Below are 21,936 nucleotides of genomic sequence, written 5' to 3' on the forward strand. Positions count from 1 at the left end.
TCTATCGTGAAATCAGCTCGCCAGGTAGCGTCGGGCGAATTTTGGATCCATCTTTTTCAGGTCCACCACCACTAGGCCGTCCACGGAATCGCAGAAATCCGGATCGATATTGAACGCGTGAAAGCTGGTTCCGCCCGGGACTGTGACCGCGGTGTACTTCTTGAAAAGCGGTGGCAACACTACCCCCTCTTCTTTCAATATCGCTTTCAACTGCAGCATGTCCTCATAAGCGTCGCCGTTGAGTGACGGCAGATCACTCCGCTCTTCGACAAACGGGAGGCGCGCATTACCCATGGGAGTCTGGGTAGAGAAGTGATGCAGGAAATAGCGCACAATGGCGGATTTGGCGCGGCGAGAGAAATTACCGGGCATGGATACCGGGCCAAACAGGTAGCGGCAATTGTTGCGCTGAATCCACTGGCCGATACCACACCACAGCAGATCCAGGCCCCGGCTACGCCAGTATTCCGGCAACAGAAAACTGCGGCCCAGCTCCGCGGAGTGCGGCAGACACTCTTCCGGTGAACCGGAATAGTTGAACAGGGTGGCGCTGTAGATTTTGTCTGCAGCGAGCCCGTTAGTGCTCACCAGACGATAAGCGCCTGCCACCTGCTGCCGCGCACGATCCCACAGTAACAGGTGATCGTAGTAGGCATCGAAGGCATCCCAGTCGCGGCTATTGCCGGTCCCTTCTCCTACGGCGCGAAAGGCGATCTCACGCAATCGTGACAGTTCGCGCATCACCGGGCAATCCGCCTGCTGTCGGTAGAGTTTCACTTCAAATCCCCCCTGCGCGACGAGGGTTTCACAGCCAGCCAACACGGCCGCAACGTCGGCGACCGGTTCTGCCCCCGCGATCGGCTCCGGCGCCAGGCCACTGGGCCCCTTGTGCAGGCGGTAAACCTGCTTTTTCCACAGCTTGGCCTGGGCGCGGGGCGCCATGGGCCAACTGCGGAAGTGTTCCGGTGAAACCGGTGTGCCGATACGGATATCAATGCCGCGATGTACCTGCTTGAACATTTCGCGCACCAGCCACAGGGTGGACAAGGGCTTATTGACCATTGACAGGCCGTACCACCAGAGCGAATTGCGGCCGCGTACCTGTATCGGCAATATCGGCGCCGAAGCTTTATCCGCAAAGCGGATAAAGCCCGGATTCCAGCGTCCGTCGCGCACGCCCTGCGGAGTCAGCCTGGAAACCTCTCCCGCAGGAAAAACAATAATGGCAGCACCTTTATTCAGGTGCGCATAGATACCTTCCACATCTTCACGGCGGGTACGGCCGTTGAAATTGTCCACCGGCAACAGGTAACCGCGCAGCGGCTCGATGTTCCAGAGTAACTGGCTCGCTACCGCTTTCACGTCCTTGCGCACCCGCGCAACCAGATCAATCAGCGCCAGCCCGTCCAGACTGCCAAGCGGGTGATTGGAAACGATCACCAGAGGCCCTGATTCGGGAATGCGTTCCAGCTCCGCCGGGTTGATGTCGTAATGAAAATCGAACGAGCGGAATACCTGGCGAATAAAGTCCAGGCCACCAAGGTGCGGGAAGTCCCGGCCAAATTGCTGCAGTTGTTGTTCGCAGCAGATTTTCTTCATCGTCGCCGAAACCAGCCGACGGGTCGGGCTTTTCGGCGCGGCGCTATACCAGGAGTTACTCTGTAACAGGTTTTCCAGCTGTATCATGCCGCTACCGCCTCCGTCATGATACGAGCGATCTTGGGTGTGCGGTGCCAGTGCAGAATATCCAGTGCACCACTTTTCTCTTCTACTACAGCGGTCATAGAGTCAACCCAATCCCCACAATTGGCGTAAGTAACCGATTGCTCTCCTGCGCCACTATGGCGGATACCCGCCCGGTGAATATGCCCACAGATCACACCATCGAAACCGCGACGGCCGGTTTCATTGATGGCGACATCTTCAAATTTGTTCATCATCTTGCGCGCGGCATTCACGCGATTTTTCACGTGGTTGGCGAGGGACCACCAGGGCATATCAAAACGGCTGCGCCAATAATTGATCCAGCGATTAACGCGCAGCATCAGGTAATAGCTCTGGTCGCCGATGTGGTAACTGACGGGATTGATCTGGATGTGGTGCTCGAACTGATCGCCATGGGTGACCCAGTAGCGCTTGCCATCGGCGGTGGTATGGGTCCACTCCCGCTCCACACGGATATTGCCGAGGCGTTTACCAGCCCAGCTGCGCATGGGGGCATCGTGATTGCCCGGAACATAAATGACTTCCGGCGTACGGCTGCTGATTTCAGACAGCATGCCGAGCAACAGGCTGGACGCGTGACACCAACTGCCCTTTCCCTGGGAGAGGGCCTTCATATCGAAGATATCGCCGACCAGATAGACCGTGTCGGCAGTGTTCTGGGCGAGAAAGTCCGCCAGCCGCTGCGGCTCGCTGTCCCGGCTGCCCAGGTGTACATCGGAGATCCACAGTGCGCGATATCGATTACTCATTGGCAAGTCCCATCGTTGGTTTGTGAAACTTTGCTTGAGTTTTCTTACAAACTGGCGGCCATTTGTTGAAGGTTATATTGCACAGGCTTCAGACAGCTGAGCCCTACGCCTTGGCGACCTCTTATCCCACCCTGGGGACCGATTGAAGTACATTTGCGCGGATCACCTCCTGCTCCGCGATCAGTTCATTGATCAGCGGGCGGTCCTTGCGGTAGTGCGCCGTTTCCTTGTGTGCCTGCAACGCTTCGGAGCTGGCATATATCTCGTACAGATACACCAGACTTTCGCTTTCCCGATCCTCCAGCACGTCGAAACGATGGCAGCCTGGCTCGTTTTCTACAGAAGCAGCGGCATTCTGACGAATCACCTTCAGATACGCGTCTTTACACCCGGGCTTCAACGTCACCTTGATAAAAATACAGAACACAGTTTCCCCTCCATTTGTCATCCAGCTTGTGGTGCTCTATGTCGAGCTTCACACTGGCGTGACAGGTCGACATTGCACACAGTTATTGTATACAATATTCAAGATAAACTGTACCGACTATGGAGAGATCATGTCAGTCCCCGAACGCCCCAAGCGCCCACTGAACGGAATGCGCCATATCGCATTTCGGGTCAATGATCTGGAGGCCTGTGAACGGTTTTATACCGACCTGCTGGGTATGGAGGTACTGTTCCGCCCCCATCACAATCTGGTGTACCTCACCCTGGGTAACGACAACCTGTCGCTATCGCGAGATCTACAGGGCGCGGAGAAAGCGGAAGGAGGAACGCTGGATCATTTCGGGTTTGTGGTGGACAGCGCAGAAGAGCTGGATCAGTGGTACCACTATCTGCGCTCAGCAGAAGTACCGATGGTCAGTGCCCCCCACGACCACCAGGATGGCGCCAGGAGCTTTTACTGCCTGGATCCCGCAGGCAACACGGTGCAGCCCATCTACCATCCGGCGATTTCCGGGCAGACCTTCAGCAGCACCGGCGATCACCAGAGCTAATCCCGCACCCGCTGGATCTGCTCAAAGCGGGAAACACTGCCCAGATATTCCTGCCAGCTGTGCTCAAGGTCGGCAGTCTGGTACTGCTGGTACTTCTCCCGATCCAGCCAGTAAACACGGGTGCTGGCCCGCCGCAGATCAATCAGGGGTAACTGATCGATGGCGGCGGCGCCGCGTTTGAAGACGGAGCCGGCGCGGGAGTTCTGGATCATGTCACTGACGATAGTCAGGCGTACATTCTGCGCCGCCGGATCGATCCGGTTGAGTGCCGCCAGATCTGACAGCGCCTCAAAGATCGGCGACACCGGCTGCTCCCCGGCGGCCACCGCCGCGGCGATGGCCCGATCCAGAGGCTGCTCAAATCGCTCGCGGTACAGTGACTGCACGAAGTGTCGATTCGCCGTCAGCGCATTGACGTCTTCCCCCGAGGGCGGTTTGCACAGGTCCACCACCGGGTCCGACAAGCCGTGATAACGCTCGTCCAGCACGAAAATGGAAAAACGGTCATTCACTGCCGCTGCGTCCAGCAGGCCGGAGAGATGGGCACGCAGGAATTGGCGCTGGTGGGGAGACAGGGTATCGGACGCGTCGACCACAACGAGATGCTGCTCGGCGCGGGGCAGGTTGTCATTGCACAGGGTCACCCGGTTGTAATCCCTCTCCGGCGCGCGCAGCACAACCATCGCAAATACCACCAGCGCCAGCAGGATCACACTGCCGGCGGCAAAAATGATTACGCCCTTGCGATCCTCAGCCGAGAGACGACGGGTCCCTGACCTCATCCCGCCCTCCGCAGACCGTGCTCGATTTCCAGCTTGTCTACCAGCGCCGTAAGCGATGCCTGCGCGGACTCACAGCGCGCATTGATGGTTTCCGTGGCCGCCGCATAGGCCTGATCCAACGCTTCCAACAGCGCCTCAAACTCGGACAGATCCCGCCTGTGCTGCTCAAGACCCGCGGTATTGAGTTGTGGCAACTTGTCCAGCTCGAAACGCAGAAGCTCGCCAAAATAGGCGGCGCGTCGATTCATCATCCGCGCCGAGTAGGACTGATAATAGCGAATCAATTCATCCAGCAATCCCTGAGCCTTGACGATATCTTCTCGATAATGACGATGAATCTCGTCGCTGCGCTCGATACTCGCCTTGAACTGGATAAACTGCGCACGTATCGCTTTCTCTTTTTCTGCCAGTTCCTGTTGCAGTTCTTCCGCCGCTGTATTGATCGACTCGACGGCCTGTTCGTACCCTTCACTCCAGGCGTCTTCCAAGCCACGCACGCGGCGGGTGATGGCGGTATAGCCGGGATAGCGATCATCCACGAGAAAGAACTTGGCCGCGAGCAGAATCAGGGCGATGCCACTGACGATCACCATGATCCAGGAATTGAAATCGCGTATCCCCAGCGGTTCTGCCAACAAGCTGGCGATCGCCATCTGTGATGCGGTGAAAGGATCCTGTTCCAGCGCCTCTCGGTAATGCCCCACACCGAACACAAAGGTTGCCGCGGCCCCAATAACCGCAATCAGAAGCAGGGCAGCCCCGGCCTTGCGCAGATAATCGATATGCAGGCAGTTTCGCAGCGCAAACGCTATAAACGCAGCGAAGCCGAGGTTGACCAGTGAAATGATAAAAGACTGGAAGAACCCACCCACCAGCCCCAGCTCGCTGCCCTTGGACAGGAAGAAAGCGTTCAGCAGGGTCTCTAAAATGACGATAAAGAAAATGACCGAGTAATGCAGGATTCGCGACTCGCGGTAGACCGCCTCCCGGGTCAGCTCGTTGCGATGCTTGAATATTTCCAGATCCATTCGCACCGCGGACAGGTCCCGGGCATTGCGCTTCAGACTGCTGACCAACCCGGCCACGAGTCCACCGAGCTTTTTCTCAATCAGGGATTCCGTATTGCGGATCTGCTGATGCAGCTGGCGAATCTCCACCTCACTGCGCGATTGCACTTCTGCGTCAAGCTCGGACTGACGGTTCTCGTGCACGCGGCCGATAATCTCCCGCGCCACGTAGGAGCGCATGCTCTCTTCGCTTTCGGTGTGGTTGCGGCGATCAACTTCGGGGATGCCCGCTTTCACATCGCGTTCCACGCGCTGTTCAATCTTGAGGGCCGAGATGGCACTTTTGGTTGCCGGTATTGAGGTCATGACGTGTACCTAAAAACATCCACTACATTTTAGGTTTCGGGTCGGCGCTGATTTTGCCCTGCCCCCTGCTACCAGGCACGGGGCTGCAGCGTTTGTTCAATGAACGCGCAGCACAGATTCCCTCTTTCAGCATAGCCCCCGGGCGCGGCCTGTGGCCCTCATCCGGCGCAGATGCGATAAATGGCAGTGAACGGCAAATACAGGCGCCAACGTCATGTCCATGACGTTACATCCAGTGCCCCCAATATTTGCGCCAAAAAAAACGGGCCCGAAGGCCCGTTTCCTGTCTGCACTGAAAACCCGATAGTCTCTCAGTCCGTATCTCTGGGTTGCCCCATGGGAGACGGAAACGGAAACTTGGTCACCTTGTCGCCCTTGACCTCGACAATCTTACCGGTGCCCTCTTTCTCCACCTCGTCGATACGGACGATGCTGTGCATGGGAATATAGGAACGCTTGACCGAATCAAACTCGGTTTTCAGCTTTTCTTCGCTCGGATCCACTACCAGCTGCGACTTCTCACCGAACACAAACTCTTCCACCTCAATAAAGCCATACATCTCGCTTTGATAGATGGCGCGGGCGTAGAGCTCGTACACCTGATTCTGGTTGTGGAAAATCACTTTGTAGATCGGGTTGGCCATAGATCTCTCTGGATGGGGGGCAGATAACGCAATGCCCCGTGAATACTAGTGTCCTGCTTCGTGCTTGACGGCACTGAATAGGGGGAAAACCGCGGGCCAGGCCGCGAAAAGCGCGGAAGAGTAGCACTCTCGCAGGTCGGCGTCTATGCAGCCCCCCGGTCGGCCGGTATAATGCCCCACCTTTAAAATTGACCAGTTTTTGATCAGCACACTTTTTTAATATTCAGGTTCACTATGTCATCCGAACTGTCCGAAAAACCGGTGAAAAAGCTCTTCATCAAGACCCACGGTTGCCAGATGAACGAGTACGATTCCGCCCGCATGCGGGATCTTCTCGGCGAGTCCCACCAAATGGTGCCCACGGATGACCCGGAAGATGCCGATGTGCTGCTGGTGAACACCTGTTCTATCCGTGAGAAAGCACAGGAAAAACTGTTCCACCAGCTGGGCCGCTGGAAGCACCTGAAAGAAAAGAATCCCGAGCTGGTGATCGGCGTCGGCGGCTGTGTGGCGAGCCAGGAAGGCGAAGCCATCGCCAAGCGCGCGCCCTATGTCGACCTGGTATTCGGTCCGCAGACCCTGCACCGCCTGCCGGAGATGATGGAAACCAAGAAGCAGAAAAGTGGCGCCATCGTGGTGGACGTCTCTTTCCCCGAGATCGAGAAGTTCGACCGCCTGCCGCAGCCGGAAGCCGACGGCGTAAGCGCGTTTGTCTCCATTATGGAGGGCTGCTCCAAGTACTGCACCTTCTGTGTGGTGCCCTATACCCGCGGTGAGGAAGTCAGCCGGCCGGTAGCGGATGTGTTGGAAGAGGTGGCCCACCTGGCGGATCAGGGCGTGCGCGAGGTGAACCTGCTGGGCCAAAACGTAAACGCGTACCGTGCAGACGGTGAAGATGGCCAGGTAGTGGATTTTGCCGAGCTGATCACCTATGTGGCAGCCATCGATGGGATTGACCGCATTCGCTACACCACCTCCCACCCGGTGGAGTTCTCCGATGCCCTGATTGATGTGTACGCCGAGGTGCCGGAGCTGGTGAACCACCTGCACCTGCCGGTCCAGAGCGGTTCCGACCGTATCCTGATGGCGATGAAACGCGGCCACACGGCCCTTGAGTACAAGTCGAAAATCCGCCGCCTGCGGGCGATTCGACCGGACATCTGCCTGTCTTCGGACTTTATCATCGGCTTCCCCGGCGAGACCGAGCGCGACTTCGAGGCCACCATGAAGCTGATCGAAGACGTGGGCTTTGATATCTCCTTCAGCTTCATTTATTCCGCGCGCCCGGGCACGCCGGCGGCAGACCTGCCGGACGAGACCCCGGAAGCGGTGAAGAAGAAGCGTCTGCAGCTGCTGCAGCACCGTATCAACCAGCAGGCAGCCGAAATAGCGCGCCGCATGGTAGGGAATGTAGAGCGTGTTCTGGTCAGCGGCGTCTCCAAAAAAGACCCCGGCCAGTTGCAGGGCCGCACTGAGAACAACCGGGTGGTCAACTTCCGCTGCGACCAGATGGAACTGATCGGCAAGTTTGCCGATGTGCTGATTGAAGAAGCGCTGCCAAACTCCCTGCGCGGCACTTTGGTGGCTTCTGAGCTGGATGGGCTGTTGAATTAACCTTGAGCCCAGACTGCGAATTCCGGGCGCCCGGTTAACTAGATCTAGGCGGCCCTGCTGCCGGGATTCGTTTCCGGGACACGCTACAAGCACATCCCTGTGCGCTCGGACGCGGCCATCCATGGCCGCGTACGGTCCCGGAAACGAATCCCGGCAGCAGCGCCTTAGCTTCGACTGCAGTGCGGTCCCAACCTCTTTGGGACGGTAATTGGAGCAAGCTCGAGGCTAAGGCGCTGATACCGATAGTCCTTTGTGAGACCTTCCGCGAGAGGGACCTCGCGGAAGAGCCCCCATGAATGGGTTCACGGGGGGGCGCCTAGCTCGTGTCTCACAAAGGACTATCGGTAGCAGAGCCGCCACAATTCGGCTACGAAGCTCCAATAAGAACCTGCAACAAGGCGCACAGGATTCGCCTGCAAGCAGGTTCCTACGGGTGGGATTTGGGGCGCTGGAAGGCCGTATCTTCAAACCTTCATACTTCGGTGTTATAAGCCGCGGAACCGGTTAGAACCCAATCGTCACAAACCGACCTTTCCCCTACAAGGGAAATGGGTATAACCTACAGACTGAACCCCCAGACAAAAGGTGCATGGAAACCAATTTGGAAACACAAGCCCTCGCTCACAGCATCACCCTGGAGCCCAACGACGCCCGCCGCCTGGCCAACCTCTGTGGCCAATTTGATCAACACCTGCGCCAGATAGAACAGCGACTGGATATCGAGATCCGCAACCGCGGCAACCAGTTTGCGTTCTATGGCGACGAAAAGTCCGCCCGCGCAGCCGGCGAAATCCTGAACAACCTCTACCGGGAAACCGGAGCCAAAGAAGACCTCACTCCGGACGAGATTCATCTCGCCCTGCAGCAGTCTGATGTGGAAGAGCTGGTCAATGGCAAGCAGCAGATTGCAGAAGGCGAAGGTGACCAGGTCGTTCTGATCCGTACCAAAAAGTGTTCCGTGCGCCCCCGCGGTCTGAACCAGCGCAAATACGTCCGTGCAGTGCAGACCAACGACATCAACTTCGGCATCGGCCCCGCCGGTACCGGTAAAACCTACCTTGCCGTCGCCTGCGCCGTGGAAGCGCTGCTGAAAGACGAGGTAGAACGTATCCTGCTGGTACGTCCGGCGGTAGAGGCCGGCGAGAAACTGGGCTTCCTGCCCGGCGACCTCAGCCAGAAGGTGGACCCGTACCTGCGCCCGCTGTACGACGCCCTCTATGAAATGCTCGGCTTCGAGACCGTGGGCAAGCTCATTGAGCGCAACGTGATTGAAGTGGCGCCGCTCGCGTACATGCGCGGTCGCACCCTGAACAACGCGTTCGTGATTCTCGATGAGAGCCAGAACACCACCCGTGAGCAGATGAAAATGTTCCTGACGCGGATCGGCTTTGGCTCCACCGCGGTCATCACCGGCGACCCCAGCCAGGTGGATTTGCCTCGCGGCCAGGCCTCCGGCCTGCGCCACGCCATCGAGGTGTTGAGCCATGTAAACGGCATCAGCTTCACCCACTTCGGCGCCAAAGACGTGGTGCGCCACCCGCTGGTCCAGCGCATCGTAGAAGCTTATGACGTGCACGAAGCGGAAGTGGAAGCGGAGCGGGAAGCGCGCAAGGCGGCCGCGCTCAAATCCCGCGGAGAAGACGCGGCTTAGCCGCCGTGCCCGACAATGACCGAATCACGTACACCGGCCACTCCGGACGGCCCCCTGCCCGGACCCGCTGCCCCCCGGCTCACGCTGGATGTGCAGCGGGCTTTCACGCGGCCCGAGCTTCCTACCGATGAACAACTCGCCCTGTGGGCAGCTGCTGCTGTGGGCGATCACCGCAGCGAGGCTGAAATCTCCCTGCGCATCGTCGATGAAGAAGAGAGCCAGGCCTTCAACAGCCAGTACCGGGGCAGACACCAGCCCACCAACGTGCTGTCTTTTCCCGCCGACATCCCGCCGGAGCTGGGGCTTCCCCTGCTCGGTGACCTGATAATCTGTGCCCCGGTAGTGGCGCGGGAGGCGGAACAGCAGCACAAAGCACTGGCGGACCACTGGGCACACATGATGGTCCATGGCACACTGCATCTTCTGGGTTATGACCATATCGAGGACGATGAGGCCGAGATCATGGAAAATCTCGAAACCCGCACTCTGGGGCAGCTGGGTATCGACGACCCCTATACCGAGCACACCCCCGAACAAGAACCGGCGCAAAGCGCCGAAGTAGACAGAATTTCAGACGGAACCGACGAGTAACGCGGAGTATGGCCACATCTATGACCACCGACGAACCCCCAAGTAGCTCCTCTTCCAACCGTCCCCGAACGGGGGAGAAAAACTGGTTGGAGAAGATACTGGGTGCTTTTTCACAAGAACCCAAATCCCGCGATGAACTGCTGGAAATCATCAAGGACGCGGCGGAAAACAAAGTTGTAGACGCCGAAGCCCTGTCCATCATCGAGGGGGCGCTGGATGTATCCAGCCAACAGGTGCGGGAAATCATGATTCCGCGCTCGCAGATGGTTGTGGTCAGCATTGAAGACCATCCGAAGGAATTTCTGCCCAAGATAATCGAATCCGGTCACTCCCGCTTCCCGGTAGTGGGCGAGAGCATCGATGATATCCGCGGCATCCTGCTCGCCAAAGACCTGCTGCCATTGATGCTGAAGGATCTCGACGAGTTCCGCCTTGAGGATATTATCCGCCCGGCCAATATCATTCCCGAGAGCAAACGCCTCAATATTCTGCTGCGGGAATTCCGCGAGAACCGCTATCACATGGCCGTCGTCATCGACGAGTACGGTGGCGTTTCCGGCGTGGTGACCATTGAAGATATTCTCGAAGAGATCGTCGGCGAGATCGAAGACGAGACCGATGAGGAAGAGGCCGACAGCTTTATCCGCAAAGTCAACGACAATGACTTTGTGGTGAAAGCACTTACCCCCATCGAGGAATTCAATGAATATTTCGAGTGCGAATTCAGCGATGAAGAATTCGACACCATTGGTGGTCTGATCATGCAGTCCTTCGGTCACCTGCCGGGGCGCGATGAAAAAACCCAGATGGGTAATTTCCTGTTCCGCGTGCTTTACGCAGACAACCGGCAGATTCACCTGTTGCGGGTGAGCCGGGAACGTCATCGAGCGCACGGCGACGATTAACCCTGGAATCCGGTACGGCATGCCGCGAACAGGCCGCCGTACCGGGAGCCGCTGATATAGCTGGCAGCCCGAATCTATGTCCAGACTGCTGACCGCCCTGATCAAATCTCCCCGCCTTACCGCTTCAGTGATCGGCGCCGTTGCCGGCGGCCTGCTGACGCTTTCCCTGGCACCATTCAATTACTGGTGGTGCAGCCTACTATCGATCACGATTTTTGCCTGGCTGCTGGCCCCGGGCAGCTTTCGCAACGACGACGCAAACACCCGCTTCACCGCACGGCGCGGTTTATGGATCGCATTCTGTTACGGGTTTGGCCTGTTCGTCACCGGTGGCTCCTGGGTGTACGTATCGATTACGGATTTCGGTAATTCTTCGCCGTTTCTGGGCGTCGTCCTCACCGGCGCTTTTGTCACCATCATGGGGTTGCTGTTTGCGCTGCCCTTTGCGGCCATCGGCCGTTTCCGCGCCCGTCCGCTGAGCTTCGCCCTCGCTTTCGCGGCACTCTGGTTTATCAGCGAGTGGTGCCGAACGTGGGTGTTTACCGGCTTTCCGTGGCTGTTCGCCGGCTACGGGCACCTCGAGACCTGGCTCGCAGGCTGGGCGCCACTGGGCAGCGTATACGGTATTGGCATCTTACTGGCGTTTACCGCTGCGGTCATCGCCCTCGCCCTGCGCGGCGCACTGACACCGCTGCACGCACCGGCAAGTGTCGCACTGATTGCGACGGCGCTGATCCCCTGGCCTGTGGGGCTGGCACTGAAAGAGACCCAATGGACAACACCGGAAGATGACGTCGCGCGGCTCGGGTTAGTTCAGGCCAATGTTCCCCAGGAGAAAAAGTGGCTACCGGAATTCCGCGGTGAGACGATTCGCCGCTACCACACCGCCACCGAAGCACTGCACAAGCAGGATGTGGACGTGATCATCTGGCCGGAAGCGGCACTACCGCTGTTGTACCACCAGGCCCCCAACCTGATGGAAGCACTGCAACGCAACGCCGAGGAAACCGATACCGATCTGATCACTGGCGTTCTCTATGATACGGAGCAGGATCAGCGGCGTATCATCCACAATTCCGCCGCCGTATTCGGCCACGAACAACAGGTCTACCACAAGCGCCACCTGGTGCCGTTTGGCGAGTATGTCCCGCTGGAGGACTGGATCCGCGGCACCATCGAATTCTTCAACCTGCCGACGTCTTTCATCCGTCCGGGCCCGGAGGGCCAGCAGCCGCTGCGCGCCGGCGCGCTGTCCTGGGCCCCGTTGATCTGTTACGAAATCGTCTACCCCCAACTGGTGGCCAGCAGTGCTGGCGCGGCGGACGTACTGCTGACCCTCAGTAACGACGCCTGGTTCGGTCGCTCTATCGGCCCCCTGCAACATATGCAGATGGCGCAGATGCGCGCACTGGAAACCCAGCGCTACCTTGTACGGGGCACCAACACGGGGGTTACCGCCATTGTGGCGCCCGATGGCCGGATCCTGCAGCAATTGCCCCAGTTCGAGCAGGCCACACTGACCGGTGAAGTACAGGGCCGCACTGGTTTCACACCGTTCATGCATTACGGCGTGTGGGGGATTCTCGCCCTCGCCATTGTCATGCTGTTATCCGCCTGGATATGGCAGCGAAAGCCGTCAGCCTACCCCGAGCCCGAGTTTAGCGGCGACACTGCGGACTGACGTACGGCCCGCCCTCGGACCCCCGCCCCTTATCGGGCTCGTTCCTACCTGCCCCCTCCCGGGGGCACTGTTTACACCCCGCTGCCGTCTGCTTTCACCTACACTGCGTGAAAGCCCGGCAACGCGGCATACGGCTGCTATTATGCTGAGATATTCAGCCGGTGAAACACGGGGGCACACCTTGTTGCTTCCGTCTATTCGCCGTCCAGGCATCGGGAGTACAGGAATACGCCGGTGCGCAACAGAATGAAAACCCGAAGCGCATTCCATGGATGTGCGGCACGGACGCCCGATTTATGCACTGTTTAATTACTGGCGGCACGGGACTGATAGGCCAATTATTTTGCGCCCGCTGGCTTGCGCGCGGCCATACCCTGACAGTTCTCAGTCGCAACCCGGAAAAGGTACGCCGCCTGTGCGGCGAGTCCGCCACTGGCGTGAAAGATTTACGGCAAGTTGAGGGCCCGGTGGATGTTGTGGTCAACCTGGCGGGCGAGACCATCTCCAAGCGCTGGACCAGAAAAAACAAGCGGGAAATCCGCCACTCCAGACTCGAGCTCACCCAAGCGCTGGTGCGCTGGATACTGGACCTCAAAGAGCCGCCGCGGTATGTGCTGTCGGGATCGGCGGTGGGCTACTACGGGGACCGCGGCGGCGATCTATTGAAGGAAAGCAGTGGCCCGGGTGGCGGCTTTGCGGCGAACCTGTGCAAAGACTGGGAAGCGGCAACCCAGCCGCTTCAGGACGCCGGTATCTGTGTGGGGATCACACGCACGGCGATTGTGCTTTCCACCCGCGGCGGGGCGCTCAAGCAAATGCTGCCACCATTTCGGCTCGGGCTCGGCGGCCCCATGAGCAGCGGCGAGCACTGGATGAGCTGGATTCATGAGGAGGATATCGTCGGCCTGCTGCTGCACGCCATTGATCACCGGCTTTGCACCCCTTTCAACGCCTGCGCTCCCGAAGCAGTCACCAACAACAGCTTCTCCCGCCTGCTGGCAAGACAACTCCATCGCCCCTGCCTGATACGCACCCCGGCGTGGGCGCTCAAGCTCATGTTCGGAGAAATGGCCGAAGAGCTGCTGCTGGCGAGCCAGAAAATGGAGCCGCGCGTAGCCCTGGATAGCGGCTACAGCTTTGAGTTTCCTACGCTGGAAAGCGCGCTGTCTGATCTACTGGGGCGTGGCAGTAACGACCGCGCTGCGAGCCGCGCCCATCCCAAAAGCCGCTAGTGGTACTAGCTAGTGATACTAGATAGTAATCAGGCGGCCGCGTTATCGTCCGAGAGAATCTGTTCAAGATAACTAAGAGCGGTCTCGGAGGTCACGGGGTCCGCTTGGCACTCCATCGGCGCCGACCCCACCCACTGCGCATGCCAGCGGTACCAGGCGTGACCAGTATCACTTTCTATCTGCTGTTCGGAGGCTTTGGGTTGGCGAAGTTCCACAAAATCCGTCTGTTCCGGATCCAGCTCAAACTCCCGCACGATCTGCCCCACAAAGGTGGCAAAATTCTTACTGAACTGTGCACCGCCTTCACTACCGGAGGACAGTAGAACCAGTTGCCGCTTACCGCGGCGCGTCAGCTTGAAGCCGATCCACACCGGTCGATTGAGACGGTTGTGCAACTGCAATGGAGACAGGGAAGTAGGAATACCCGTCATTGGAACAGTACCTCGCTTTATTGTTATGTTGTTATTTCAGGGGGACATTCCAGGGTCCCGCCGCGCGGCTGCCGTTCTTGCGGCAACTCGACGGAAAGTGCCGGTTGTAGACTGCTTCTACTATTTTGGCCGCTTCATACATCCTGTTTAACAACACCTCGGCGCAACGGCAGATCTGCAGATCCGCCTGTACACCAATGCCTTCAGCGGCCGAAACAGTTACATAAGTAACCGGTTCGGCGCACAGTCTAGTTTTCTCACTCTCCGGCGGCAACCGCCAGGCGCGGACGGTTGGTTCACTTCGGTCAACCCACCGTCACGCAGGCCTGTTCACCGCCAGACTCTCACCTGACATTCCCACAAACGCTCAACAGTGGCGTACCGTGGGAAGGGGGCGCCATCGATACCACTGATCTGCCAGTAGCTCCCGGATGTATACCTGGGTGCGCAACAGGGCCGAGGCACTGGGCAACCAACGCAGCAAGCCGGCTTCACCGCGGGGAACCAGCTCTCCCGGGCTGCCCACGGGCAGCGGAATCACCTGCAGACCGGCGCGCGCGAAGCTCTCGGCAGCCCGGGGCATATGCCACCAGTGCGTCACCAACAGTACGCCTTCGACCCCGGCGTCGTGGAGAAGTGCCGCCGAATTGGAGGCATTTTCCGCCGTTGAACGACTGCAATTCTCGCGCCAACTTACCGGGCGCTGATATAAATTCTCCAGCGCTTCCGCCATCATGCGGGCTTCCGAGGCCTGCTCCTGCTCATAGATTCGGCCGCCCGATACCAGAATCGGCAGATCCTCGGGTGCTTTGGCCGCTCCCCAGTGCACACGCTCGAGCGTTGCAGCGGACAGGCGCTCGTTACCGGTTTCCCCATCCCGGTTGCGCCCCCCACCGAGAATCACCAGAGCACCGGGCTCTACATCCGGTGCCGGCCGCTGCTGTTCCGCCAACTGCCGACCCAGCCAGCCGGAGAATACGGGTGTTGCGCAGGCCCACAGGGAGAGGACGCAGAACATAGCCAGCGGCAGAGACAGTTTTGCGAAAGGGCTGGAGGCGGGGAAAAACCAGAACACCAGTGCCAGCACCAGCCCGACGAGTGGTGCCATGGGTGGGGTTACGAGCGTCGTGAGAGCGGTTTGCAGTTCCATAAGCGGCTTGCAGCATTAAAAAGTTATTGTAAGCCCCACTTCTGACGCGGTGAGGCGGCAGCAGTCATTCGGCTCGGAGCTATTCGGTCAGACCACCGCTGATCTGGCGAAAGCAGCCGTAGCCACAACGATGGCAGGGCGTAATCTGGGCCCCAGTTTCGGGCAAGGCGCGATAGCCACAACCCAGGCACTGCAGCTCTTCCCCCCGCGTCACGGTCTCCCCCGCCAGCGCCCATGGCTCTCCGCGGCGGATACAGCGCATCAGTGCCGGCCACGCAGTTTTGGTGGGATCGGCAGCATTCAGCAGCCAGTCGCCGGTACGTTCTTCCAGAACCCGCAGCTCGTACTCAAGCTCATCGAAGTAATCTTCAGCCCGGTGCAGGTCATCTTTCAGCCAGGCTTTCAGGAACGCAGCCCGATTGGCGGTTAAATCCTCCACCGCCAACTCCCCCTCTACCAGCCGCTCCAGATCCCGGCGCGCCTCGGTTGAGAGCTTGCCATCTTCATCCGGAAGTTCGGGATTCGCGACCTTCCCGGCCTGTTTAGGTTTCTTACTCACCCTATCCCTCCTATAATTCGCCGTTTTCCGACAGAACCGCGCAGGCGGTTGGCAGAGCCGCAAGAACGGGTTCCGGTCGGAATGTCCCAATAGATCGAGTCACAGAGTATAGGTTCCCCACAGATGGAAGAGCAGTACAACCCCTCCGCAGTCGAAGCCGCCGCCCAGGAACACTGGGCCGAGCGGAAAAGCTTCGAGGTAAAGGAAGACCCCGCCAAGGACAAGTTCTACTGCCTATCCATGTTCCCCTACCCCAGCGGCAAGCTGCATATGGGGCACGTGCGCAACTACACCATCACCGACGTGATCTCCCGCTACCAGCGTATGCAGGGCAAGAACGTGCTGCACCCCATGGGCTGGGATGCTTTCGGCTTGCCGGCGGAAAACGCCGCGATCCAGAACAAGACCGCACCGGCCAAGTGGACCTATTCCAATATCGATTACATGAAGGGGCAGCTGAAAGCCCTCGGCTTCGGATTTGACTGGTCCCGCGAGCTGGCCACCTGCCAGCCGTCCTATTACCGCTGGGAGCAGTGGTTCTTCACCCGCCTTTACAAGAAAGGCCTGGTATACAAAAAGAACTCCGCGGTGAACTGGTGCCCCCACGACGCCACCGTGCTAGCCAACGAGCAGGTGGAAGACGGTGCCTGCTGGCGCTGTGGCACCACCGTAGAACGCCGCGAGCTGGCCCAGTGGTTTATCAAGATCACCGACTACGCCGAAGAGCTGCTCAAAGACCTGGACAAGCTGCCGGACTGGCCGGAACAGGTACGCACCATGCAGCGCAACTGGATCGGCAAGAGCAAGGGCGTAGAGTTGGCGTTCGCGCTGCCGAAGACCATTGCCGGTGTGGACCACTTCGACGTCTACACCACCCGCCCGGACACCTTGATGGGAGTGACTTACGTGTCCCTGGCCGCAGAGCACCCGATCGCTCTGGAGCTGGCCGAGAGCAATCCGGAACTGAAAGCGTTTATTGCCGAGTGCAAAAAGCAGTCCATGTCCGAGGCCGATATGGCCACCATGGACAAGAAAGGCATGGACACCGGGCTTAAGGCTGTCCACCCGCTCACCGGCGAAGAAGTCCCGGTTTGGGTCGCCAACTATGTGCTGATGGATTACGGCAGTGGTGCGGTAATGGCGGTGCCCGCCCACGACCAGCGCGACTGGGAATTTGCCAAAAAATATGACCTGCCCATCCAGCAGGTAGTCGCGCCCACTGGTGACGAAGCCATCGACCTGGACAAAGAAGCCTTTGTAGAGAAAGGCGTGCTGGTCAATTCCGGCGGCTTTGACGGCCTCGACTTCGATGCCGCCTTCAACGCCATCGCCGACGGTTTAGAGGCCGCCGGCAAAGGCCGCGTCACCACCAATTACCGCCTGCGCGACTGGGGTGTCTCCCGCCAGCGCTATTGGGGTGCGCCCATCCCCATGTTCAACCTCGCAGACGGCAGCGAAATCCCGGTACCGGCTGAAAAACTGCCGATCCTGCTGCCGGAAGACGTGGCGCTGGACGGCGTCACTTCGCCGATCAAGGCCGACCCCCAGTGGCGCAAAGACGAATACAACGGCGAAGCGGTAGAGCGCGAAACCGACACCTTCGACACCTTTATGGAGTCCAGCTGGTACTACGCCCGCTACACCTGCCCGGACTTTGAGGAAGGCATGCTCGACCCGGAGCGCGCCAACTACTGGCTGCCGGTGGACCAGTATGTGGGCGGCATCGAACACGCCATCCTGCACCTGTTGTACGCGCGCTTCTTCCACAAACTGATGCGCGACGAAGGCCTGGTGAAGAGCGACGAGCCTTTCAAACGTCTCCTGTGCCAAGGCATGGTGCTGGCCGAATCCTTCTACAAAGAAGACAACGGCCACAAAACCTGGATCGCGCCGACTGCGGTCGACGTAGAGCGCGACGACAAAGGCAAACCGATCAAGGCCATCGAGCGCGCCACCGGTGAAGAAGTGGTTGCCGGCGGCGTGGTCAAAATGTCCAAGTCCAAGAACAACGGCATCGACCCCCACGCCGCAGTACAGGAATACGGTGCCGACACCGTGCGCCTGTTCACCATGTTCGCCGCGCCCCCCGAGCAGACCCTCGAATGGCACGACTCCGGCGTTGAAGGCGCCAGCCGCTTCCTGCGCAAACTGTGGAAAACCGTTCACGGCCACGTAGAAGCCGGTGATGGCAGTGCTCAGATTGACGTCGACAACCTGAGTGACAAGCAACAACAGCTGCGCCGCAAGACTCACGAAACCATCCAGAAAGTCAGCGACGACTACGGCCGCCGCCAGACCTTCAACACCGCCGTCGCCGCGGTGATGGAGCTGTTGAATGAAGTGGGTAAGATCGCCGAAAGAGATTCCACCAACGGGCTCGCAGTAGAGCGCGAAGCCCTGCAGGCCGCCGTACTGCTGCTGTCCCCGGTGACCCCGCACATCAGCCACGCGCTGTGGAAAGCCCTCGGCAACAGCGACGAACTGGTCGACGCCCCGTGGCCGCAAGTCGATGAAAAAGCCCTGGTGCGCTCCAGTATCACCCTGGTGATTCAGGTCAACGGCAAGCTGCGCGCGAAGCTGGAAGTGCCCGCGGATGCCGACAAAGAGACACTGGAAAAACTGGCGCTGGAAGACGAAAACGTACAGAAGTTTACCGATGGTAAAACCGTGCGTAAGGTGATCGTGGTACCCGGCAAGTTGGTCAATATCGTTGCCAATTAAATAGCCGAGAAATGGTGGATGCGCTTCGCTTACGAAGCACAAGAGCCAGACGCGAAGGCCGGGTGCCGGGGGACAGTTTTCAGGAGCGTCGCAAACAGGATGTTTGCGCCGCAGCGCCCAGGGATGGGTTCTCAGGGGGGCGCCTAGCTCGGTCCTGAAAACTGTCCCCCGGTGCCCGGCCGCCATAGCATCAGCAAAAAAACGAACCAAGATGAAAACCAAAATGCTCCGCACAATCACAATAATCCTGGCCGTAACCATCACAGCCTGTGGCTGGCACCTCCGCGGCGCACCGAAAAACTTCCCGCCGGGCAGCAAACTCTTTATCGCCACCGAAGACCCCAGAAGCGATATTGCGGAAACCATCACCAGCCTGCTTCAGACCAGCGGCCTACCCCTGGCCGAAGCCCCCACGGAAGCCGACTACGTCCTCACCATCCACAGTGAGACCGAACAAAAGCGTACCGTCTCCGTCGACGCCCGCGGCCGCGCCTCCGAATACGAACTCATCACCAGCGCCGAATACAGCGTGCGCGACAACACCGGCCGCGACCTGCTCACCGAAGCCAAAGCCGACGTCTACCGGACCCTCGAATGGGACGACGACGAAGTCGTCAGTAAAGGTGAAGAGGAGCGCCTGCAGCGGGAAGAAATGCGCCGCGAACTGATCAGCCGCATCATTGACCGCCTACGCCGGATCGACATCAGTGCCCCGGTCACCGACGGCACCGTCACCCCTTGAACCACTTCGCCCTGAGCCCCTGATATGCCTCGTATCAACCCGCGCCAGCTGGCACAAAACCTCCGACAGGGCCTCTACCCCCTCTACGTTGTAACCGGGGACGAGCCCCTGCTGGTTCAGGAGTGCTGCGACAACATCCGCGAAGCCGCGCGCAAACTGGGATTCAACGAACGGGAATTGCTCCATGGCGAAAACAACTTCGACTGGGGGCAATTGCTCTCCGCCGCCGGCAGCATGTCCCTGTTCGCGGATAAGAAAATTATTGAACTGCGCCTGCCCGGCGGCAAACCAGGCGACAAAGGCAGCAAGGCCCTGCAGGAATTCGCCAACAACGCCAGCGACGAAACCCTGCTGCTACTGGTGTTACCCAGACTCGACCGCTCCCAGCTCAACAGCAAGTGGGTCAAAGCATTGGAGTCCAGAGGTGTACTGGTACAGATCTGGCCGGTGGACGCCTCGGAAATGCCGCGCTGGATTCACCAGCGCCTGCGCGCCAACGGGCTCAATGCCGAGCCGGAAGCCATCCAGATCCTCGCCGAACGGGTGGAAGGCAACCTGCTGGCCGCCAGTCAGGAAATTGAAAAACTCAAACTGCTGGCCAATGACAGCGTCATCACCGCCGAAACCATGAGCAACGCCGTGGCCAGCTCCGCCCGTTACGATGTATTCGGCCTGATCGACAAGGCGCTGGCCGCGGACGCCGCCGGCGCGGTCAGAACCCTGCAGGGACTGCGCGCGGAAGGCGTGGAAGCGCCCGTCGTGCTCTGGGCCATTGCCCGGGAAATCCGCAGCCTGCTCGAAATCCAGAAAAAACTCGACGAGGGCCAGCCCCTCAATCGCCTGGTGCGCATCCAGAAGCGCCAACCATTGGTGCAGGCCGCCTGCCAGCGCCTGCATCCGAGCCACCTGGAAAGTTTTCTGCTGCGCGCCCGCGCCGTGGATAACGCCATCAAGGGCGGGCGGGAAATGGATCCCTGGGCTGGCCTGCTGGAGTTGACCCTCAACCTGTCGGGCAAGCGCAGTATTTGAAACCGGCACCGCCACGTTTCGCATCGCGATACCGGTTTTACCGCATCCAGTTTAAAAGCTCACCGAGCCATTTTTTCTGTGTAAATCGCGTTCACCATGGCACCGTCATCACTGTCACCGGGTAATTCCCAGAACATAATGCCGCCGAGCCCAAGCTCTTTGACATAGCGGGTTTTCAGCGTAACCGAGCGCGGCGTATCGAATGTGGCATAGCGCTGCTTTTCCGCATTGTAGGCGTAGGCCGCTGCCGCCTTTTGATCCCACAACAGCTGGTAACCATTCTCCGGACGATACTCTGTCGCCAGCTGGGAATAACGTAAACCCGGTACATGCTTGCCGGTTTGGAAACGGCCATTCCCGGTTTTTTCCACCTCCTCCCACACCCGGGAATAGAAAGCCGCGCCAATCACGATCTTGTTTGCCGGAAAGCCGGCATCCAGCAAAAACCGCACCGCATTGTCCGTGGACTGCTTTTGCTCGGCGGTGGAATACAGCGGCGTGTGGTGACCGGTCACCGTACTGAACCCATTTACCAGGTCGTAGCTCATCAGATTGACACTATTGATCAAAGGGGCGATGGCTTTCCAGTCGAGAGATTTTTCCAGGAACTCATCGAAACCACCGGCGGCGACGGTAATCAGATAATCCTGCCCCAGCGTATTGCGCAGTGCCCGTACCAGCGCGGTAAAGTTTTCCCGGTCTTCCGGCTTGTACGGATGCCCGGGATGCCCCTCGATTGCGGGATACTCCCAATCCAGATCCAATCCGTCTCCGCCGACTTCGTTCAATACCGTTTTCACAGAACGGGCAAAAGTCTGGCGGTTTTCAGCGGATGAGAAGACATCCGAACAGGGCTCACAACCGCCCCAGCCGCCGAGCGCCAGCATAATCTTGAGGTGCGGATAACGCGTTTTAAGCGCCAGAAGTCGCCGGTAATCTTCTATTGCGGCCTCATCGCGAAAACCGACTTTATTGCCATCCAGATATACAAAGCTGTAGATCAGGTGAGTCAGTTTATTGAAATCGTACCGCTCCAGACCCCGGCCATCTCCGGTGTAGTACCCCATCACAGCCAGCGAGTCCGGGCTCACTGGCGCCGCCGGCTTCGTTTCCCCTTCCCCTGCCAACGCGGGCCCAGCGCTCAATAGAAGACTCAATCCCAAACACGCACCCCAGAAATACACCAAATAACGCAACATGACGTTCCCTTTTTTATGTTCAGATCAGATGCTGAATACTATCGTCAACAAGCCCAGAGTGACAACGCTGTCAATTCTTCAAGGAGTTGCGCGTGAATCCAGTGCACTACGCATTTTGGCGCGAGCAGACAACACTGCCGACACCTAAAGACAAGTGCCT

At 58.9% G+C, this 21,936-nt stretch carries 20 protein-coding genes; 10 read left to right on the forward strand and 10 right to left on the reverse strand.

The annotated features are described in order from the left end of the window. Nucleotides 1–12 precede the first annotated feature (12 nt). The 3 genes from LPW13_RS10075 to LPW13_RS10085 all read right to left on the reverse strand — a co-directional run bounded on the left by LPW13_RS10075 (nt 13) and on the right by LPW13_RS10085 (nt 2,901). Nucleotides 13–1,686, reverse strand: coding sequence for a lysophospholipid acyltransferase family protein (locus tag LPW13_RS10075; protein ID WP_230435086.1), 1,674 nt, complete (start codon nt 1,684–1,686; stop codon nt 13–15). Continuing rightward, nucleotides 1,683–2,474 (reverse strand): UDP-2,3-diacylglucosamine diphosphatase, encoded by a 792-nt coding sequence (locus LPW13_RS10080; RefSeq protein ID WP_230435088.1) that lies wholly within the window; start codon nt 2,472–2,474, stop codon nt 1,683–1,685. Before LPW13_RS10080 ends, LPW13_RS10075 begins: the two co-directional genes overlap by 4 nt. Before the next feature lie 121 nt (nt 2,475–2,595). Beyond that, nucleotides 2,596–2,901, reverse strand: coding sequence for a putative quinol monooxygenase (locus tag LPW13_RS10085; RefSeq protein ID WP_230435090.1), 306 nt, complete (start codon nt 2,899–2,901; stop codon nt 2,596–2,598). A 130-nt stretch (nt 2,902–3,031) separates the two neighbouring features. Here LPW13_RS10085 and LPW13_RS10090 point away from each other — a divergent pair, with 130 nt between their 5' ends. Next, entirely contained in the window at nt 3,032–3,472 is a 441-nt protein-coding gene (locus tag LPW13_RS10090) for a VOC family protein (RefSeq protein WP_230435092.1), read from the forward strand. Here the strand turns inward: LPW13_RS10090 and LPW13_RS10095 are convergent. From LPW13_RS10095 to LPW13_RS10105, 3 genes are all read right to left on the reverse strand, one after another. Further along, on the reverse strand, nt 3,469–4,254 hold the full coding sequence (locus LPW13_RS10095) for a hypothetical protein (protein WP_230435094.1): 786 nt from the start codon (nt 4,252–4,254) through the stop codon (nt 3,469–3,471). The genes LPW13_RS10090 and LPW13_RS10095 overlap by 4 nt on opposite strands. Further along, nucleotides 4,251–5,627 (reverse strand): ABC transporter permease, encoded by a 1,377-nt coding sequence (locus LPW13_RS10100; protein WP_230435096.1) that lies wholly within the window; start codon nt 5,625–5,627, stop codon nt 4,251–4,253. Before LPW13_RS10100 ends, LPW13_RS10095 begins: the two co-directional genes overlap by 4 nt. Before the next feature lie 311 nt (nt 5,628–5,938). Further along, nucleotides 5,939–6,271 carry a DUF1820 family protein gene (locus LPW13_RS10105; RefSeq protein ID WP_230435097.1) on the reverse strand — a complete coding sequence of 111 codons (333 nt, stop codon included), beginning with the start codon at nt 6,269–6,271 and terminating at the stop codon, nt 5,939–5,941. A gap of 234 nt (nt 6,272–6,505) precedes the next feature. Between LPW13_RS10105 and miaB the strand changes: the two genes are divergently transcribed. The 6 genes from miaB (at nt 6,506) to LPW13_RS10135 (ending at nt 13,945) form a co-directional block, all read left to right on the forward strand. Further along, complete coding sequence (gene miaB / locus LPW13_RS10110) at nt 6,506–7,885, forward strand: tRNA (N6-isopentenyl adenosine(37)-C2)-methylthiotransferase MiaB (protein WP_230435099.1); 1,380 nt, start codon at nt 6,506–6,508, stop codon at nt 7,883–7,885. 589 nt (nt 7,886–8,474) lie between these two features. Further along, complete coding sequence (locus LPW13_RS10115) at nt 8,475–9,536, forward strand: PhoH family protein (RefSeq protein WP_230435100.1); 1,062 nt, start codon at nt 8,475–8,477, stop codon at nt 9,534–9,536. Between the two features lie 15 nt (nt 9,537–9,551). After that, on the forward strand, nt 9,552–10,127 hold the full coding sequence (gene ybeY / locus LPW13_RS10120) for an rRNA maturation RNase YbeY (protein ID WP_329957890.1): 576 nt from the start codon (nt 9,552–9,554) through the stop codon (nt 10,125–10,127). Nucleotides 10,128–10,135: 8 nt separating this feature from the next. Next, on the forward strand, nt 10,136–11,032 hold the full coding sequence (locus LPW13_RS10125; RefSeq protein WP_230435101.1) for an HlyC/CorC family transporter: 897 nt from the start codon (nt 10,136–10,138) through the stop codon (nt 11,030–11,032). 76 nt (nt 11,033–11,108) lie between these two features. Continuing rightward, nucleotides 11,109–12,713, forward strand: coding sequence for an apolipoprotein N-acyltransferase (gene lnt, locus LPW13_RS10130; protein WP_230435102.1), 1,605 nt, complete (start codon nt 11,109–11,111; stop codon nt 12,711–12,713). Between the two features lie 296 nt (nt 12,714–13,009). Further along, nucleotides 13,010–13,945 carry a TIGR01777 family oxidoreductase gene (locus LPW13_RS10135; RefSeq protein WP_230435104.1) on the forward strand — a complete coding sequence of 312 codons (936 nt, stop codon included), beginning with the start codon at nt 13,010–13,012 and terminating at the stop codon, nt 13,943–13,945. A gap of 29 nt (nt 13,946–13,974) precedes the next feature. On the opposite strand, the gene LPW13_RS10140 is transcribed toward LPW13_RS10135, so the two are convergent. The 3 genes from LPW13_RS10140 to LPW13_RS10150 form a co-directional block, all read right to left on the reverse strand. Further along, nucleotides 13,975–14,376 (reverse strand): hypothetical protein, encoded by a 402-nt coding sequence (locus LPW13_RS10140; protein ID WP_230435106.1) that lies wholly within the window; start codon nt 14,374–14,376, stop codon nt 13,975–13,977. Nucleotides 14,377–14,743: 367 nt separating this feature from the next. Then, entirely contained in the window at nt 14,744–15,526 is a 783-nt protein-coding gene (locus LPW13_RS10145; protein WP_230435108.1) for a YdcF family protein, read from the reverse strand. Nucleotides 15,527–15,605: 79 nt separating this feature from the next. Next, on the reverse strand, nt 15,606–16,085 hold the full coding sequence (locus LPW13_RS10150) for a zinc ribbon-containing protein (RefSeq protein ID WP_230435110.1): 480 nt from the start codon (nt 16,083–16,085) through the stop codon (nt 15,606–15,608). Between the two features lie 123 nt (nt 16,086–16,208). Between LPW13_RS10150 and leuS the strand changes: the two genes are divergently transcribed. The 3 genes from leuS (at nt 16,209) to holA (ending at nt 20,577) form a co-directional block, all read left to right on the forward strand. After that, a complete protein-coding gene (gene leuS / locus LPW13_RS10155; RefSeq protein WP_230435112.1) occupies nt 16,209–18,806 on the forward strand; it encodes a leucine--tRNA ligase in 2,598 nt (865 codons plus the stop codon). Nucleotides 18,807–19,029: 223 nt separating this feature from the next. Continuing rightward, nucleotides 19,030–19,548 carry an LPS-assembly lipoprotein LptE gene (locus LPW13_RS10160; RefSeq protein WP_230435114.1) on the forward strand — a complete coding sequence of 173 codons (519 nt, stop codon included), beginning with the start codon at nt 19,030–19,032 and terminating at the stop codon, nt 19,546–19,548. Nucleotides 19,549–19,572: 24 nt separating this feature from the next. Then, nucleotides 19,573–20,577: a DNA polymerase III subunit delta gene (gene holA / locus LPW13_RS10165; protein ID WP_230435116.1), complete on the forward strand. Its 1,005-nt coding sequence runs from the start codon at nt 19,573–19,575 to the stop codon at nt 20,575–20,577. 59 nt (nt 20,578–20,636) lie between these two features. On the opposite strand, the gene LPW13_RS10170 is transcribed toward holA, so the two are convergent. Continuing rightward, the gene (locus LPW13_RS10170; protein ID WP_230435118.1) at nt 20,637–21,668 is read right to left on the reverse strand and encodes a glycoside hydrolase family 18 protein; all 1,032 of its coding nucleotides are present in this window, start codon (nt 21,666–21,668) and stop codon (nt 20,637–20,639) included. Nucleotides 21,669–21,936 lie beyond the last annotated feature (268 nt).

The sequence above is a fragment of the Microbulbifer celer genome (assembly GCF_020991125.1).
Taxonomy (GTDB): Bacteria; Pseudomonadota; Gammaproteobacteria; order Pseudomonadales; family Cellvibrionaceae; genus Microbulbifer; species Microbulbifer celer.